Here is a 16337-nt window from a genome sequence, read left to right as displayed (position 1 = left end):
CGCCGTTCGCCACCACGACGCGGCCCGCCGGGCTTCGCTGCTTAAGTCCTCTGAACAGCAGCTTCAGCATCGGTGCGCCCAGCCACATCGCCACGCCGGCCGCGTCGTTTCTTTCCTTGTTGTCCGAGTCAGTCCGAACGCATCGGCGGTGTCGCACACCCCGGCGCGCGGGGACGCTTTTTGTCTATTCATCTCATAACGCACAACACCAGATGAAGCACTTGAATTCGATGGAACCCGGCACCGCCGACACCGCGTTTTCGCCATTTGCACAGCCGCCGGGGGCGGCGATGCAGACGGCTGCGCGCCAATCTCGCCTGCGTCTGAACACGCGTATGACTCTGGCCGCCGCTTTGGCCGCTGCGTCGTTGCACGCAGCCGCGCAGACGGCACCGGCAACGGACGCGTCGGCCGCCGCGCAGCCCAATGGCACTGCGGTCCCTGCGAAGACCACTGCGGATGCGGTGGCGCTGCCCGCGACGTCCGTCACCGCCACTGTCGATGCGCCTTACAAGGCCGAGACCGTCTCGTCGTCGAAGTACACGGCACCGCTGCGCGACATTCCGCAGAGCATTACGGTCGTGCCCAAGAAGGTGCTCGACGAGCAGAACGCGCAGTCGTTGCAGGACATTCTGAAGAACGTCCCCGGCATCACGTTCATGTCGGGCGAGGGCAACCTGGGGTGGGGCGACCTGTTCTCGATTCGCGGCTTCTCGTCCGAGCAGAGCATCACCATCGACGGTGTGCGCGACGCCGGTCTGTCGAGCCGTAACGACACGTTCGATCTGGATCGTGTGGAGGTCTACAAAGGCACCGGCACCATCGAGTCGGGCGTGGCGGCGCTGGGCGGCTCCGTCAATCTCGTGTCGAAGGAAGCCGAACTCGGCAGCTTCTATCGGTCCTCGTTCGGACTGGGGAGCGACAACTACCGCCGCATGACCGCCGACCTGAATCAGCAACTCGGCGATTCCACGGCGCTGCGCCTGAACCTCATGTCGCACCACAACGGCGTGGCCGGTCGTGACGAAGTGAAGAACGACCGCTATGGCATCGCGGCGTCGCTGGGTCTGGGGCTGGGCACCAGCACGCGCGTGATTTTCGACGTTTTCCATCAGAAGGACAACAACGTGCCCGATACGGGGCTGCCGATTCAGCGCGGCACCGGCGGGCAACTGATGCCGGGTGTGCAACAGAGCAACTGGTACGGCGCGGCGGGCATCTACACGCAGCAGACCGAAAGCACGTCGCTCTCAGGGCGCGTCGAGCACGACTTCAACGACACCACACGGATTCGCAGCCAACTGCGCTGGCAGCGCACGGACAACTTCTCCGTGCTGTCGCCCGCGCGCTTTTTCGCGGCGACCGCCAACGGCAATAAGGTTTGCTCCGGCACGCGGTGCGCCACGCTCGGTTATGCGGGCGTGGGGCCGTTGTCCAACATCGGTGGCGTGAATTCGTACACCGATTACACGCTGACAGGCGCACAGTACGGCATTCTGCGCGGCAGCAACTTCGGTAACTCCACGCGTTATCAGATTCTCGATAACCAGACCGATCTCAAGTTCACGGCGAACACCGGACCGTTCAAGCACGACGTGGTGACCGGCTTCGAGTTGTATCGCGAGACTTACGGCGGCAACCCGCGCGCGGCCTACATCCCGGCGGGGGACATGTTCTTCAACATGGCGAATCCGTCGAATTCATTCGCGGGCACCTGGTCGATGGAGGGCAACAACCAGTCGAGTTCGACCGTCAACGACGCCGCCATCTTCGCCAGCGACACGATCACGCTGTCGCCGCACTGGCAGGTGCTCGCGTCGCTGCGCTACGACCGCTGGCGTGCGGAGACGAACTCGCCGACGGGTGCCACGCTCACGTCGAGCACCAACGGTGCATGGATCGGCCGTGCGGGTCTCGTCTACAAGCCGGTCGAACCGGGCAGCATCTACGTGTCGTACAGCCGCGCGACGCAGCCGACCGCCATTGGCGCGAGCACGAACAACCTGATCTATGGCACGGCGACGACGGCCAAATACGACCCGGCGACGTCGCAGACGTACGAGCTGGGCACGAAGTGGGATCTGGCGGGCGGCGCACTCGGCCTGACCGCGGCGGTCTTCCGTACCGAACTGAGCAACTCGTGGCAGTACACGAGCGACGACACGTCGCCCGTGCGGGCGCTGCCAGCCAAGCGCGTCGACGGTGTCGAACTCGGCTTGCAGGGCAATATCACCGACAAGTGGTCGATCTTCGCGGGCATCTCGCGCATGAAGAGCCGTATCACCAAGGGCGCGAACGAGGGGGCGGAGGCGGCCAACGTGCCGGACTGGAGCGGATCGATCTGGACGTCCTACCAGGTCACGCCGGACCTCGCGCTCAGCTACGGCGTGCAGTACGTGGGGCATCGCCGCTATACGGACAACCTCTATGTCGGCGGTCAGAACAACAACAGCAGCAACGCGTCGGGCCCGTCGGGAGTGAACCCGATCTACACGGCGGACAACGAAAAAGCGCCGAGCTACTGGGTGCATAACCTCGCGGCGCGCTATCGCGTGAACCGTCATGTGCACGTCAACCTGAACCTGAACAACGTGTTCAACAAGTTCTATTACGCACAGATCGGCGCATCGCTCGACGGCTTCCAGTTGTACGGCGTGCCGGGCGCAGGACGCACGGTGACGGTCAGCGCGGATATTGCGTTCTAAGCGTACCGAGCGCAGGAGAAAGCACCATGATGATCGAGATTCCCGGCGTCTTCAGCCGCGACGAAGCGCGCGCTTTGTGCGAGCAATTGCAGGCGCAAACGTGGGTCGACGGTAAAGCGACGGCGGGCATGCAGTCGGCACAGGCGAAGGAAAACCGGCAGCTTTCGGAAGACGACCCGTGGGGGCGTCGTCTGGGCGACGAGATTCTGCGGCGTCTGTCGCAGGACGCCGTGTTCATGTCGGCCGCGCTGCCGCGCCGGATCTATCCGCCGCTGTTCAACCGGTACGAAGGCGGTGAGGCGTTCGGCTATCACGTCGACAATGCCGTGCGTGGCATCAAGGGCGTGCGCGAGCGGGTTCGCACGGACTTGTCCGCTACCTTGTTCCTCGCGGATCCGGATAGCTACGACGGCGGCGAACTGGTCGTGCGCGATAGCTTCGGCGAGCGTGCCGTCAAGCTGCCTGCCGGTCACATGGTGCTTTACCCAGGTACGAGCGTGCACAAGGTCAATCCGGTCACGCGGGGCGTGCGGCTGGCCTCGTTCTTCTGGATCGAGAGTCTGGTTCGTGACGACGCCCAGCGTAGCGTCCTGTTCGACATGGACGTAGCGATTCAGCGCATGACACAGCAGGGGGCCGATCAGGTCTACGGCGAATCGCTGGTGCAGTTGACAGGTAGTTATCACAACCTGTTGCGCATGTGGGCAGACGTCTAGCCGCGAGGATTGTGGCCGCCTCCGGCCGTCCTCGTGCTCCCGGACGGCCGTGTACGGCGCAGTGTAAAGTAGCGGACATGGATGCCTTGTTTCAGCCCGTTCAACCGTTTCAGCCGTTCCGCAATGCCCCTTTGTACTGGCGCTCGACGCTCGTACCCGGAGGCGACATGCTCACGGCCGAATACAACGACCATACGTTCGCGCCGCACTGGCACGACACGTACACGTTCGCGTGCATCGTGGCCGGAGCGGAGCGCTACGCCTATCGCGGCGGCGAGCACGTGGCGGACGCCGGGTCCATCGCCATCATCCATCCCGGCGAAGTCCACACGGGCGCGCGGGAAACAGACTTCGGCTGGCGTTATCGCGTGTTTTACCTGCCCGTCGGCTTCGTGCAGGGTGTGCAACGTCAGTTGGAAAGCCCGCTGGATATGCCGGGCGGGCCGTCGTCGGTGGACGAAGCGATGCCCTGGTTCGGCGAACACGTCATTTACGACGTGCAGGCCTTGGACCGTCTGCTTGAAGCGCATCGACTGCTTCAGATCGGCGCAGATCCGCTGCTGGCCGAAAGCGTACTGATCGAAGCCGTGTCGATGATGCTGGTCCGTCATGCGCAGGCGCGCGTGCCGACGTTGGAGATGCACCGCGACGCCGTGCGCGTCGAGACGATGAAAGCGCGTCTGTCGGCCGATCTCACCGAATCGCTCTCACTCACGGCACTCGCCGAAGCCGTCGATCTTTCGCCGTTCCATGCGGCGCGCCTGTTCTCCCGGGAGACTGGACTGGCACCGCACGCGTGGCGCAATCAGTTGCGTCTCGTGCGAGCGCTGCCCGCCCTGCGCGCCGGGGCTTCGGCGACGGACGTCGCACTCGCACAGGGCTTCAACGATCTGTCGCACTTCACCCGGTACTTCCGTCGCGCGTTCGGCGTGTCGCCCGGGAAGTGGAGCGTCGGGCCGGCGGCGTAACCGTTGCGGCAGGGGCGCGCTCAGCTTCATGTGCTGCTTCATGCACCCACGTCAGGAAATCCCGCAACGGTCTTGATTTGTCGGCGTCGCGCGGCACGAGGGTGACGTAGGTCGCGCCGGCGGCCTGTATGTCAGGAAACGGCATGACGAGGCGACCGGCAGCCAGTTCCCGATCGAGCGTCGGCGTGCAGCCAATCCCCAGCCCCAGACCATCCACCACCGCCTGCAAGCTCACGTGATAGTGGTCGAAGCGGTGGAATCGCACCGGCCGAAGCGCAGGCACACCTGCCACACTCAACCAGTCTTCCCAGGCACCCACGCGCGTCTGCGTGGCGACGAAGGTGTGCTTCGCCAGATCTTTCAGTCGACGTAATGGCAACGCTTCCAGCAGCGAGGGGGCGGCCACGACGCTTGCGCGTTCGGTGAACAACAGCGTCCTTTCATAAGGCTGCCATTCGGGACGTGGCGGCGGATCGCGCCGGATGGCGACGTCGAACCCGCCGCGAAACGCCGGATCGGCCCCGCTCGACGTGGTGACGACCACCTGCACATCCGGGTGGGCCGCGTGAAATGCAGGCAGCCGCGCGATGAGCCAGTGCATCGCAAGCGTGGTCTGGGCGTTGACACGCACCACGCGCGTTTGCGGCGCTTTGCCGAAGCGCAGCGCTGCGTCGCCAATCAGGTCGAACGCCGCGCTGATCTCGGCTGCGAAGGCCCTTGCGTGGTCCGTCGCGACATTGCGCTGCCCCTGACGAACGAACAACGTTTGCCCCAGCCACTCTTCGAGCAGGGCGATCTGACGGCTCACGGCACCGTGCGTGATCGACAGTTCCTGCGCGGCGGCGCTGAGGCTCTCGGCGCGTGCGGCGGTTTCGAAAACACGCAGGGCATGCAACGGCGGTAGTTGGCGCGACATGTTGGGGCTCTGGAAGGCGACGTCGTCAATGAACTGTGACTTTTTATCACAGAAGGACGGCGAATTTGTCGATGGTGTGAGTGTGCATCATGCTTTATCGTCGCGGCTAAGGTTCACGCTGCCTGAGACGGCTTGATAACGTGAGGGAATCGGCAAATCGCGAGGCACGGATGTTGGCAGGATTCTTGGCGGGACACGCGTGGGGCATGGTCATGATCGCCATCGTCGGCACGGCGGCGGGGGCGGTCAGCGGGGTGGTCGGCACGGGATCGTCGATGATGCTGCTGCCGGTGCTGGTGTACACGTACGGTCCGAAACAGGCGGTGCCGATCATGGCCGTCGCGGCCATCGTCGGCAATCTCTCGAAGGTAGTGGCGTGGTGGCGCGAGATCGACTGGCGCGCCGTGCTGGCTTACTCGGTGCCGGGCGCACCGGCAGCGGCGCTCGGTGCGAAGACGCTCTGGAGCCTCCCGTCGACCGCCGTCGATATCGCGCTGGGGTTATTCTTCGTCGCCATGGTGCCGACCCGGCATTTCCTTCGGCGCCATCAATTTCGTCTGTCGCTCTGGCAGTTGGCGGCGGTGGGCGCGGTGATCGGCTTCCTGACGGGCATCGTGTTGTCGACGGGGCCGCTCAGCGTTCCCGCATTCGCCGCTTACGGCCTGTCGGGCGGTGCCTTCCTCGGCGCGGAGTCGGCCAGCTCTGTCTTCATCTACGTGGCCAAGGTGTTGATGTTCTCGGGACTGGGCGCGTTGCCGCCCGAAGCCTGGGCCAATGGTCTCATCGTCGGCATGACGCTGATGCTGGGCACGATGCTCGGCAAGCGCTTCGTCCTCGGCATTACGCCGAACGTCTTCCAGCGCTTGCTTGACACGATGCTGGTCGTCTCCGGCGGCGTGATGCTGAGTGCGGCGTGGCGCTGAATTGACTAAGGGCGCATCTGTCGCCCAATTGACCTTTGGACTTCAGGCAGGCATTGTGCCTGCCTCATCGAGCAGCCAGTCCGAGAACGTGCGAATCGGTCCCTGGGCCAGTTCGAGCGGTTCGGGCAGCACGAGACAGAAGTTCTTTGCCACCGCGCTGTCCTGCGGCCACGGTGCGACCAAACGGCCTTGTTCAAGCTCGACCCCGATGTAAAGACGCGGCACCAGCGCTACGCCCAGACCGGCCAATGCGGCCTCGATCAGCATCGAGTGAAGGTCGTAACGTGCGCCTACGGCAGAGTTCGTCAGCGTGATGGCGGTACCCTGCGCGTAGTGCTGCCAGGCGTCCGGATTCTGGCGACGATGTAGGCGCGGCAGATCGTCCAGTGTTGCGCCTTCCCCCGCGCGGGCTAACAGCGACGGACTGCACACCGGAATCAGCACTTCCTCCAGCAGACGATGCACGTGCATCCCGGCCCATGCCGGATGCTCGAAATGGATCGCCGCGTCGAACCCGCTGCCTGCCAGCAGGAACGGTTCCATGCATTCCGAAAGATGGACCGTGATATTCGGATGCTGGTCCTGAAAACGCGCTAACCGAGGAATGAGCCAGCGCGTGGCGAAGGTCGGTGTCGCCGCAATATCGAGACTTGCGCCCTCGGTCGGTTGCCCCATCAGATACAGGCTGTCCCGCTCCAGCCGGTCCAGCGTTTCACGCACCTGCGAGGCATATCGCGCACCGTTCGGCAGCAACCGTACCCGGTTGCCGATGCGCTCGAACAACGTCACCCCCAGAAATTCCTCCAGCCGTCCGATCTGACGGCTAACGGCGCCTTCGGTGCGAGCCAGCTCGTCGGCGGCACGTGCGAAGCTCCCGTGCCGGGCGGCGGCCTCGAAGGCGAGCAGGGCGGAATGGCTTGGGATTTTGCGTCGCATCTGGGTTTGGTCGGTGGGAGGGCGATGGCAGTCAGCTTGATTAAATATCACTGAAGACTGATCGGAAATCGTTATGGACGTGGAAAATGCCAGATTAGCATTACGTTCATGCAATGAAAACGCACAATTCTCGTGCGAATGCCCAACCTCCCGGAACGACGAGATATCATGATCTACACCGTCGAATGCACCTTCGCCGACCCTGCAAGCGAGGCCGAATGGAACGACTTCTACAGTCGCGAAAAGCTGCCCGCCCTCATTTCGGTGACGGGTTTTCAATCGTCGCAACGATTCAAGGCGGTCACAGAGGGATGCCCTGTGTATCTCGCCATCCATACTGTCGACGGGCTGGACGTGCTGACCAGCGACGAATATCGCCAGAAGGGCGGTGGCAACTTTGCGCGGTGGCAGCAGCACATCACGGACTGGCATCGAAATCTGTACAGCGACATCGGCTTGGCGCCTGTCGTGCAGACGCGCGAGCGTCTGGCGCTTTGCGCGAGCGGACCTGAGCCGCTGGTCGACATGGGGCTTAAGCCGCTCGCCATGCACGCGGTGGCGCTGGAGAAAGCACCGGCGCACCGGTGGCTTGCCGTGGTGTCGACAGACGATGCCGCGCGTCTCGCCGAACCGCCGCAAGGCGTGCATCTCTACGCGCCGATGGGCGAACAACTGACCCGCAGCGAGATGCTGCGCTGAGGCGCGCCGAATCTCGACGTGCGCCACTACCCGTTCAGGAGTCGCAAGATGTCATTCCCTCACTTCCCGCGCCAGCGGATCGGCGATTTCACCGTCACCGCCATCAGCGACGGCTACCTCACGGCGAGCTTCGACTTCCTGTCGAATATCGACGCTACCGACGCCGAGAGCATTCAGCGTGCTGCCGGTGAGCCCGATCCAGCAGCCGTCCACATCAACTGTTACGTGGTGCAAGGCGGGGGACGCACAGTTCTCATCGACAGCGGGGCGGGTGGCATCAAGCAGTGGGGGGGCCATCTGAACGCGAACCTTCGGCATGCGGGCATCGCACCGGAAGCCATCGATACGGTGCTGCTCACTCACGCGCATCCGGATCATGTCGGTGGGCTGATGACGCCGGATGGGCAACGCGCATTCCCGAACGCCGAGCTTGTCGTCGATGAGCGAGAGATCGGGTTCTGGCAGAACGATGCCCATCTGGCGCGCGCAAGCGAACGGGCGCGTGGCAACTTCCGGATCGCACGCGGCGTCTTCGAAGGCTACCGCGAACAACTGCGCACCTTTCGCGCCGGTGAAGTGCTCCCCGGCATTCAGGCGATGCCGCTGCCCGGGCACACGGAGGGCCACACCGGCTTTCTCATCGAATCGGCTGACGCGGGGCTGCTCGTCTGGGGCGATATCGTGCACTTCCCGCATATCCAGATCCAGCGGCCCGATGTCACGATTGCGTTCGATCAGGATGCCTCGCTTGCTGCGGCAACCCGCTCGCGGTTGCTCGATGGCGTCAGCGCTGACGGCGTGCTGATCGCGGGGATGCATCTCGGCGAGCTCGGGTTCGCGAGGATTCGTCGCTCGAAGGGCGGGTACGGTCTCGCGTACGAGACCGATGCGTGATGGGCGAGTGATGGGCGGGTGAGCGCGGTATCAAGCCCGCGCCATCCTTGCCGCGATGAGGTTCACCGCCAACCCGAGCGTCATGGCGACGCCGCCCACGACGAACAGCAGCGAGTAGTTGCCGGACGTCGCCGCAAAGAGGAACGACAGCCCGTAGGCAGCGCCCGCCTGAAAGGTGGCGAAGCTGGTCGTCGCGGTGCTCCACGCACCTTTCTGCGAGGCGGGATGATGAGCGAGGAGTTCGTTCACACGGCCCAGAACGAGCGGCACGATACCCGGCGTGAATGCGCCCATCACCATGCTGGAGACGATCAGGGCGGGCAGCCCGAGGCCAAGCACTGGCAGGATCACGGCAAACATCTGCGCAACGTACGCGACCCGCAACGCTCGCGCAAAGCCGATGCGATCCGCAAGGTGTCCCACGAAAAGCGGTCCGACGATGGCCCCCAGTCCGTACAGCACCCAATAGTTCGCGCCCGCGTCGAGCCCTTTGCCCAGACCGCGTGCGACGTAATCGACCAGGAAGATCATGTGCGGCACCAGCGCCACGGCGTTCAGTGCGTATTCGATGTAGAGCGAGCGCAACGTCATAGGGGCGGCGGGACGGTGTTTCGGATGCGCCGCCGTCGCTGCTGTCGCCGGTGCACTCGCGGGCCAGCCGCGCCATGCCACGACGGTGAGGACCAGCGACAACACGCCGAGCCCGATCCACGTTTGCGCGAGGCCTTGACGCAGCAACAGCGGCACGAGCGTGCCCGATGCGGCGATTCCCAATCCGAGGCCTGCGAAGATCGCGCCGCTCACAATGCCGCGTCGCGACGGTGTGACGTGTGCGAGCACCGAAGGTGCGGCAATGACCATCAAAACGCCGCCCGCGAAGCCCGAGACGAAGCGCCACGCGAAGAACCACAGGAACGAGAGCGGCCACGCACAGGCGAAGAATGCCGCGACCACCAGTAGCATCATCACGCGCAGGATCGTCACGTTCGACGCATGACGCGACAACACGCGCGCGCCCAGCGCACCGGCGAGATAGCCGCCGAGGTTTGCGGCACCCAGATAGGCCGCCGTCGAGGGCGCGAACCAGTGTGCGCCGATGATCGCAGGGAGCAGGGCGGTGTAGGCGAAGCGGGCAAAGCCGATACCGATGAGGCTCGCGCAGGCGGCGCAAAGTGTGGCGCGCCAGGCGTTGAAAGGGGCGGTCGATGTGCCGCCGAGGACTGCATTGGACATGATGACTCCGGGGGACGCTGCGTCGCGTCGCGCATCGAACGGCGCGGCGCGCAAAGGCGATGGACTCAGTGTAGGTTGCTGCGGTGCGTCAGAGAACGGCTGTGCGTCGGAAGTCATTCTTCCGCGCGGCGTACGAATCGGCGCCTGTTTCGCACGTCCGATGGGAGGCGCCGCTCCTTACCGCTTGCCTGCCGCCAGCTTGTGCGCATGCGAGAAATGCTTGCGCAGACGCGGTACGGCGAAGTCAACGAACGCGCGCACTTTGGGCACGGCCAGCCGTCCCTGAGGCGTGATGACGTGCACCGGCATCGGTGGATGTTCGTAGTTCTGGAGAATGATCTGCAGCGCGCCGCGCTCCAGTTCATCGACGATGTGATACGAGAGCATGCGCGCCACGCCGTGCCCGGCCACGACCGATGCAATGGCTGCCCGGATCGAGTTGACGATCAGTCGTGGCGTGAACTGGACGATCTGCGGCACGGTGCTGCGCCCCGTGGGCGGGAAGCGCCACGAATCGATACCGAAATACGTCATGGAAACGATGCGATGTTTCGCGAGATCGGCAGGCGTCTCGATGGGCGGGTGCGAGGCCAGATATTCGGGGGACGCGGCGATGATGCGTCGCACCTCTCCCACCTGCGTCGCCACCAGCGACGAGTCGGGCAGGTGTGCCACGCGTACCGCCACATCGACGCCTTCGTCGATCAGGTTCACCGGCAGGTCGCTCATTTGCAGACGCACCACAACGTCCGGGTAGCGCTCGATGAACGCTTCGGCGATCTCGCGCATGAACGTCTCGCCAGCGGCGAGCGACATGGAGACGGTCAGTTGTCCGCGCGGCGCAGACCGCTCACCGGCGGCGATGACGTCAGCTTCATCGAGGTCGAGCAGAATGCGTCGGCAAGCGGCCGCGTAACGCTCGCCGGCGGCGCTGAGCTTAAGCGTGCGCGTGGTGCGATGGAGTAGCGCGGTGCCGGTGTGCGTCTCCAGATAGGCGATGGCGCGGCTCACGGCGGCGGCCGAGCGTCCGAGACGCCGGGCTGCTCCGGCGAGGCTGCCTTCGTCGACGGTGGCGACGAAGACCTTCATGGCGTCGATTCGGTCCATGAGCGATAGATGAGGGCGAAGACGGCCAAGCGTACCCGAAACCCCCGAAACCGGCCAATACGGCGACAATGGCGTGCGGATTTCCCGCCGGAGCCAGACACCATGCTGACGGTTCATCACCTGAACAACTCCCGCTCGCAGCGCGTGCTGTGGATGCTTGAAGAACTTGGGGTGCCGTACGATCTGCAACGCTACGAACGCGATCCGAAGACGATGCTCGCGCCGCCGGAACTGCGCCGTATTCATCCGCTCGGAAAATCCCCCGTCATCACCGACGGCGATCTGACGCTGGCCGAATCGGGCGCGATCATCGAGTATCTGACCGACCGCTATGGGCAGGGACGTCTCGCACCGCCGCGCGACACCCCCGAGCGTCTGCGCTGGACGTACTGGCTGCATTACGCCGAAGGCTCCGCGATGCCGCCGTTGCTGCTCAAGCTGGTCGCCCTGCGTATCGCCAGTGCGCCGATGCCGTTCTTCGTCAGGCCCATCGCACGCAAGATCAGTGGCACGCTGCAATCGAGTTTCGTCGATCCGCAACTGGCGCTGCATTTCGGGTACGTCAACGATGCCTTGACCAGGACCGGATGGTTCGTCGGCGATACCTTCAGCGCGGCCGACATTCAGATGAGCTTCCCGCTGGAGGCCGCTGCGGCACGCGGGGACGCGAAAGACCGCTGGCCAGCCATCGCCGATTTCCTTGAACGTATCCACGCGCGCGACGCTTACCAGCGCGCGCTGACGCGCGGCGGTCCTTTCGAACTGCTAAGCTGATCGCTCGCCTGCGCCACACCACACATCCGCCAAACGTTATGAAAAATCCGATTGCTTCGTTGCTCGCCACCGCCGCTGTCTGTCTTGTCGCGACGGCGTCCGTCCATGCCGCCGAAGGCATGGCGCCATTGCCCGGTTCGGCAATTTCAGCGGCCGCCACCGAAGGGTTGGGGGCGTCTGGGAGTGCGACCCCCGCCGTGCCTGCGTCGCAGTTGGCCGCGAACAAGCAGGCCGTGCTGGCCTTCTATGAAGCGGGTCTGAATCGCAAGGACTTCGCCGCTGCGCGTCAGTTTCTGGGTGACAAGTACATTCAGCACAACCCGAATGCCCCCGACGGTGTGGAGGGTTTCGGCAAGTTCGTCGACTTCCTGCGCAAGAATCAGCCCGACTCGCATAGCGATATCGTGCGCGCGTTCGCCGACGGCGATTTCGTCATTCTCCACGTGCGCAAGGTGCCGCATCCCGGCGATCTGCCGATTGCCATCGTCGACATCTTCCGTCTGGAAAAGGGCAAGATCGTCGAGCATTGGGACGTCTCGCAGCAGACACCCGCGAAGACCGTCAGCGGTAACTCGATGTTCTGATTTCCCGGCTAACGACACGCGACACTCGGATGTGCGCCCGCATTAGCCGGGCCCGTCGCCGGAGAACAGACGTTTGCAGTGTTCGAGGTAAGCGGCTTCGTGTTCGCTTGTGAGCTGGACCACGCTGTTCCAGAGCCAGACCGGGGAGTCGATGGTCTTCGAGCGGTTGCGTTGCAAGTCGGCGAGCCACTCGCGACAGGTGGCGTCGTCCATTTGCCTTGCATGCGCGTGGCCGACGACACCCCCGAGGTACTGTGCCACTTCGGCGGCGTCGTGCTGCGTGAGGGTGTCGATCTCAAGTTTCAGATCCTGTGGCAGCAACTCGCGAATCACGATAGAGCGATCCAGCAGACGTGCCGCACGCATGCGCTCCCCAAGCGACGGCGACAGGTGCCGCGCGCCGGTGACGACACGTTCGGCGTTGTCGCGAGGCATGCGAACGCCCGCATAGCGAGGCGCTGCTGCTTTCACGCCTTCTTTCAGGTCCATGAGACAGAGGTCGTCGCCCTGCACGACGCCACCGTCCACGTCGAGCAACACGGCGTAGCGCAGCCGCCCGAGCGAGCTGCATCCCTTCACCCAGTAGGCGGCGTCGAGCACTTCGACGGCACCGTCGTTGGGACGTCCGCGCAATGACGTGGCCAGACTCGCGATGGTGTCGAGCTGAAACAACGCGTCGATCTGCTTTTGCTCCGTCGCGCTGAGCGGCCAGAAGCGTCTGCCCAGCGGAATCTTCGGACGGATGTCCTCGATGCGCTCCAGCGCGAGATGCTTCCACGAACGTTTGACTGCGCGCCGCATGATCAGATCGACAATCTCCGGGCGCTCGTTCTGTGCCTGCCCGTTGTGCGATTTGTCGCGCCCCTTGCCGTTTTTCGTGCCGTGCGATTTGCCGCGAGATTGACCGAATTCGGGATCGGCTTTGCCATCGCCGCGATCGAATGCCGCCATATAGCCATGCGTGAGCGCTTCGAGCATGTGGATGATGGTCAGCCCTGAGAGCGCCGAGCCGCGCGCGGCGCTGGCCAGCGAGAGGGCGAGGCGGATGAGGTCGTGGACTGGGTTGCCGATGACGGTCTGGTCGAGATCGCGGATCAGCACGTCGACATGCCCGTGAGCGTCCGCGAGCGGGCCGAGATTGCCGGTGTGACAGTCCCCGCAAATCCAGATCGCGGGGCCTTGCGGCAGATTGACGTCGGCCTCGTCCAGCCATTCGTAGAATCGCGCGGTGCTGCCGCGCACATAAGCGTGAGGTGATCGCGCCATCTTGCGATCACGTTCATGGGTGAGTCGCTCTAACCGGGCCTTGGGCGTGGCCCATTGTTTCTTCTTGCCAGTTTTGACGCGCTTGCCGTTCGCCATTCGACGCTCCCTGAGGGCGCGTCGCGCCAGCCATTCAGGTGGCTGGACGCGATGCAATGCACCCAGTGTCGGGCAAACGTTGCGTCAATGGCAAGCGACGAGCGTTCTGACGACGTCGGCAAGCGAGGTCGTGCCGCGTCGCGGCGTACCTTCGAACGTCATCCAGCCCTCGTTGAAACCGTCGAGCATTTGCATGCGTGGCGTCGGGTAACGCATGCCTTGTGCGAGGAAACGCGCTTCCCATTCGTCGCGGGCAATGACTTGTGCCGCTACGTCGCGACCGAGTGCGTGGCCCAGCGTCTTCGCCAGCAAGTCAGGCGAGACGAGTTCCGGGCCACACAACTCGACAACGCGCTTGCCCGCCCACGGTTCGCGCAGCAGATGGGCTGCGGTCGTGCCGACATCGGCCGTGGCGACCATCGGGATTGCACGGTCGAGCGGCGAGAGGTAGCTCTCCAGCACGCCGTCCGTGCGGGCACGTGCCACATCCCATGCTGCGTTCTCCATGAACCATGCCGCGCGCAGGAACGTCACCGGCAGGTCGAGTGCGCCTAAGTGCTGTTCTAGCAGCGAGAGCTGCGACAACAGACTTGGCTGGGCGGCCTGCGCACCGACGGTCGACAGGCAGACCACACGTGCTGGCCGGGCGGCCTGAAGCGCTTTGACAATCCCCGCGATGTTGGCGCGCGACTCGGCGAAGTCGGGCGACGGATCGAAGTGCGGCGGCAACAGCACGAACACGCCTTGTGCACCGGTGAAGGCACGGGTGAGGGCGTCGGCATCGGCCACATCGGCGACGGCGACGTCGCAGCCGCGAGCGTGCCATGCCGCACCCTTAGCGGCGCTACGCACGACGGCGCGCACCGTGTCGCCCTGATCGAGCAGCGTTTGGGCGACGACTCCGCCGACTTGTCCGGTAATTCCAGTAATGGCGTACATCTCGAATCCTTGAATAGATCGCGGTCCCTACCGCGCTGGTCGTTATTCTCGGCAGATGTCATGCATTTCGCGATAACATCAATGTCATTTGATTCATGCTGATTTGGCATCTGATGCCGGGGAGGGCGAGGTGGCCGGATTCGATGAACGCATGCTCAACGGCATGAGCGTGTTCGTGGCGATTGTGGAGGCGGGTAGCTTTGCGGCGGCGGGCGAGCGGCTGGATATGTCGCAACCGGGCGTGAGCCGTGCCGTATCGCGGCTGGAGGGGCGGCTCGGCATCCGGCTTTTCGATCGGACGACGCGCGTGGTGTCGCTTACGGACGAAGGCCGCCGCTTCTATGCACAGGTCACGCCGTTGCTCGCCGGACTGGAGGACGCCGCAGCGACGGCGTCGGGTGGTGCTACGGCCGTGCGCGGGCGCTTGCGCGTGAACATCGATCCGTTCTTCTCGCGTCTGATTCTCGGGCCGAGTCTTGAAGCGTTCCTCGCACAACATCCCGCGTTGCACCTCGAACTGATCACGCGGGACAGTCTGGGCGACATGATTGCCGACGGCTTTGATCTGGCGGTGCGTTTCGGCGTGCCGCCCGACTCGACGCTCGTCGCACGCAAACTGCTCGACACACCGATCCTGACGGTCGCTGCACCCGCCTATCTGAAGCGCTGCGGGCGGCCGCTCAAGCCGGAGGAACTGGCGTCGGACGCGCACACCTGCATCGAATTTCGCGATCCGCGCACGGGGCGTCCGTTCCCGTGGGAGTTTCATCGCAAGCGCAAGCGTCTCGTTGTACCGACGAACGGGCGGCTCGTCGTGAACGATGCAGGCACGCTGCTCAGCGCCTGTCTGGCCGGTTACGGTGTCGCGCAGGTGATGGGCTTCGGCACCGAAAGCTGGCGCGAGAGCGGCCAACTCGTCGATCTGTTCCCCGACTGGCCCGACGAGCGGTTTCCACTCTATGCCTATCATCCGTCGCGCCATCATCCGCCCGCCAAGACGCGGGCGTTTCTCGACTTTGTGACGTCGCTCACGGCGCAGACATAAGGGACATCCTTGCGAAGCACCTGTATCTGCTGTGTTTGCGGCGCTTTCTGGATCAGGTCGTGAGCACGCGCATGCATGCGCTAACGTCAGCGCGGGGCGTTCCACAGATCGTCAATCGCGCGGATGGCGAGCAGATACCCGTTCGCTCCCGCGCCGCAGATCACCGCTGTCGCCGCGACGGAAATCGTCGAATGGCGATACTCCTCCGAGCGCCGGTGAATGTTGGTGATGTGCAGCTCGACCACGGGCCGCACCAGTAGCTTGACGGCGTCCAGCACGGGAATCCGCCCGAACGAAAAGCCGGCGGGATTCAGGATCAGTGCCGCGTCCTGAAGGAACGCTTCCTGAATCCAGTCGACCAGTTCGCTCTCGCTGTTCGTTTGACGGAACACGCAATCGAATTCGAGCGTCGCGGCCAGCTTCAGACAGTTTTGTTCAATGTCCGCCAGTGTGGTGGTGCCGTAGAGCTGCGGCTCTCGCAAACCCAGCATGTTCAGGTTCGCGCCGTTGAGGATGTAGAGTTTTCGGGTCATGAC

At 64.1% G+C, this 16337-nt stretch carries 16 protein-coding genes; 9 read left to right on the top strand and 7 right to left on the bottom strand.

Annotation, left to right across the window (positions count from 1 at the left end; all coding sequences use genetic code 11):
* Positions 1–212 precede the first annotated feature (212 nt).
* The 3 genes from NTU39_RS14885 to NTU39_RS14875 all read left to right on the top strand — a co-directional run bounded on the left by NTU39_RS14885 (position 213) and on the right by NTU39_RS14875 (position 4389).
* Positions 213–2705 (top strand): TonB-dependent receptor, encoded by a 2493-nt coding sequence (locus NTU39_RS14885; RefSeq protein ID WP_257957952.1) that lies wholly within the window; start codon positions 213–215, stop codon positions 2703–2705.
* Between the two features lie 26 nt (positions 2706–2731).
* Positions 2732–3421: a Fe2+-dependent dioxygenase gene (locus NTU39_RS14880; RefSeq protein ID WP_150662861.1), complete on the top strand. Its 690-nt coding sequence runs from the start codon at positions 2732–2734 to the stop codon at positions 3419–3421.
* A gap of 77 nt (positions 3422–3498) precedes the next feature.
* Positions 3499–4389 (top strand): helix-turn-helix transcriptional regulator, encoded by an 891-nt coding sequence (locus NTU39_RS14875; RefSeq protein ID WP_257957951.1) that lies wholly within the window; start codon positions 3499–3501, stop codon positions 4387–4389.
* On the opposite strand, the gene NTU39_RS14870 is transcribed toward NTU39_RS14875, so the two are convergent.
* The gene (locus NTU39_RS14870) at positions 4322–5305 is read right to left on the bottom strand and encodes a LysR substrate-binding domain-containing protein (RefSeq protein ID WP_150662859.1); all 984 of its coding nucleotides are present in this window, start codon (positions 5303–5305) and stop codon (positions 4322–4324) included. The two genes, NTU39_RS14875 and NTU39_RS14870, sit on opposite strands and share 68 nt — an antisense overlap.
* Positions 5306–5475: 170 nt before the next feature.
* Here NTU39_RS14870 and NTU39_RS14865 point away from each other — a divergent pair, with 170 nt between their 5' ends.
* Entirely contained in the window at positions 5476–6228 is a 753-nt protein-coding gene (locus NTU39_RS14865) for a sulfite exporter TauE/SafE family protein (protein ID WP_246184413.1), read from the top strand.
* Positions 6229–6270: 42 nt separating this feature from the next.
* On the opposite strand, the gene NTU39_RS14860 is transcribed toward NTU39_RS14865, so the two are convergent.
* The gene (locus NTU39_RS14860) at positions 6271–7164 is read right to left on the bottom strand and encodes a LysR substrate-binding domain-containing protein (RefSeq protein ID WP_150662858.1); all 894 of its coding nucleotides are present in this window, start codon (positions 7162–7164) and stop codon (positions 6271–6273) included.
* A gap of 168 nt (positions 7165–7332) precedes the next feature.
* On the opposite strand from NTU39_RS14860, the gene NTU39_RS14855 reads away from it, so the two are divergent.
* The gene (locus tag NTU39_RS14855; RefSeq protein ID WP_150662857.1) at positions 7333–7863 is read left to right on the top strand and encodes a sugar ABC transporter; all 531 of its coding nucleotides are present in this window, start codon (positions 7333–7335) and stop codon (positions 7861–7863) included.
* Positions 7864–7911: 48 nt separating this feature from the next.
* A complete protein-coding gene (locus NTU39_RS14850; RefSeq protein ID WP_257957950.1) occupies positions 7912–8757 on the top strand; it encodes an MBL fold metallo-hydrolase in 846 nt (281 codons plus the stop codon).
* A gap of 30 nt (positions 8758–8787) precedes the next feature.
* On the opposite strand, the gene NTU39_RS14845 is transcribed toward NTU39_RS14850, so the two are convergent.
* Both NTU39_RS14845 and NTU39_RS14840 read right to left on the bottom strand, forming a co-directional pair.
* Complete coding sequence (locus tag NTU39_RS14845; protein ID WP_257957949.1) at positions 8788–9990, bottom strand: YbfB/YjiJ family MFS transporter; 1203 nt, start codon at positions 9988–9990, stop codon at positions 8788–8790.
* Between the two features lie 177 nt (positions 9991–10167).
* Positions 10168–11097: a LysR family transcriptional regulator gene (locus NTU39_RS14840; RefSeq protein WP_150663467.1), complete on the bottom strand. Its 930-nt coding sequence runs from the start codon at positions 11095–11097 to the stop codon at positions 10168–10170.
* A gap of 102 nt (positions 11098–11199) precedes the next feature.
* On the opposite strand from NTU39_RS14840, the gene NTU39_RS14835 reads away from it, so the two are divergent.
* Complete coding sequence (locus NTU39_RS14835; protein ID WP_150662854.1) at positions 11200–11871, top strand: glutathione S-transferase family protein; 672 nt, start codon at positions 11200–11202, stop codon at positions 11869–11871.
* A gap of 119 nt (positions 11872–11990) precedes the next feature.
* Positions 11991–12455, top strand: coding sequence for a nuclear transport factor 2 family protein (locus tag NTU39_RS14830; RefSeq protein ID WP_150663466.1), 465 nt, complete (start codon positions 11991–11993; stop codon positions 12453–12455).
* A gap of 42 nt (positions 12456–12497) precedes the next feature.
* Here the strand turns inward: NTU39_RS14830 and NTU39_RS14825 are convergent, their stop codons facing one another.
* Both NTU39_RS14825 and NTU39_RS14820 read right to left on the bottom strand, forming a co-directional pair.
* On the bottom strand, positions 12498–13847 hold the full coding sequence (locus NTU39_RS14825; protein WP_373275408.1) for a DUF2252 family protein: 1350 nt from the start codon (positions 13845–13847) through the stop codon (positions 12498–12500).
* Positions 13848–13901: 54 nt separating this feature from the next.
* Positions 13902–14756 (bottom strand): NAD(P)H-binding protein, encoded by an 855-nt coding sequence (locus tag NTU39_RS14820; protein ID WP_150662852.1) that lies wholly within the window; start codon positions 14754–14756, stop codon positions 13902–13904.
* Between the two features lie 130 nt (positions 14757–14886).
* Here NTU39_RS14820 and NTU39_RS14815 point away from each other — a divergent pair, with 130 nt between their 5' ends.
* Entirely contained in the window at positions 14887–15801 is a 915-nt protein-coding gene (locus NTU39_RS14815; protein WP_246184410.1) for a LysR family transcriptional regulator, read from the top strand.
* 86 nt (positions 15802–15887) lie between these two features.
* On the opposite strand, the gene NTU39_RS14810 is transcribed toward NTU39_RS14815, so the two are convergent.
* The gene (locus tag NTU39_RS14810; RefSeq protein ID WP_150574287.1) at positions 15888–16334 is read right to left on the bottom strand and encodes a type II 3-dehydroquinate dehydratase; all 447 of its coding nucleotides are present in this window, start codon (positions 16332–16334) and stop codon (positions 15888–15890) included.
* Positions 16335–16337: the final 3 nt, after the last annotated feature.

The sequence above is a fragment of the Pandoraea commovens genome, assembly GCF_024704525.1.
Taxonomy (GTDB): Bacteria; Pseudomonadota; Gammaproteobacteria; order Burkholderiales; family Burkholderiaceae; genus Pandoraea; species Pandoraea commovens.
Note: the sequence above shows the minus strand (reverse complement) of the source record. Positions and strands in the feature narration are given on the sequence as shown.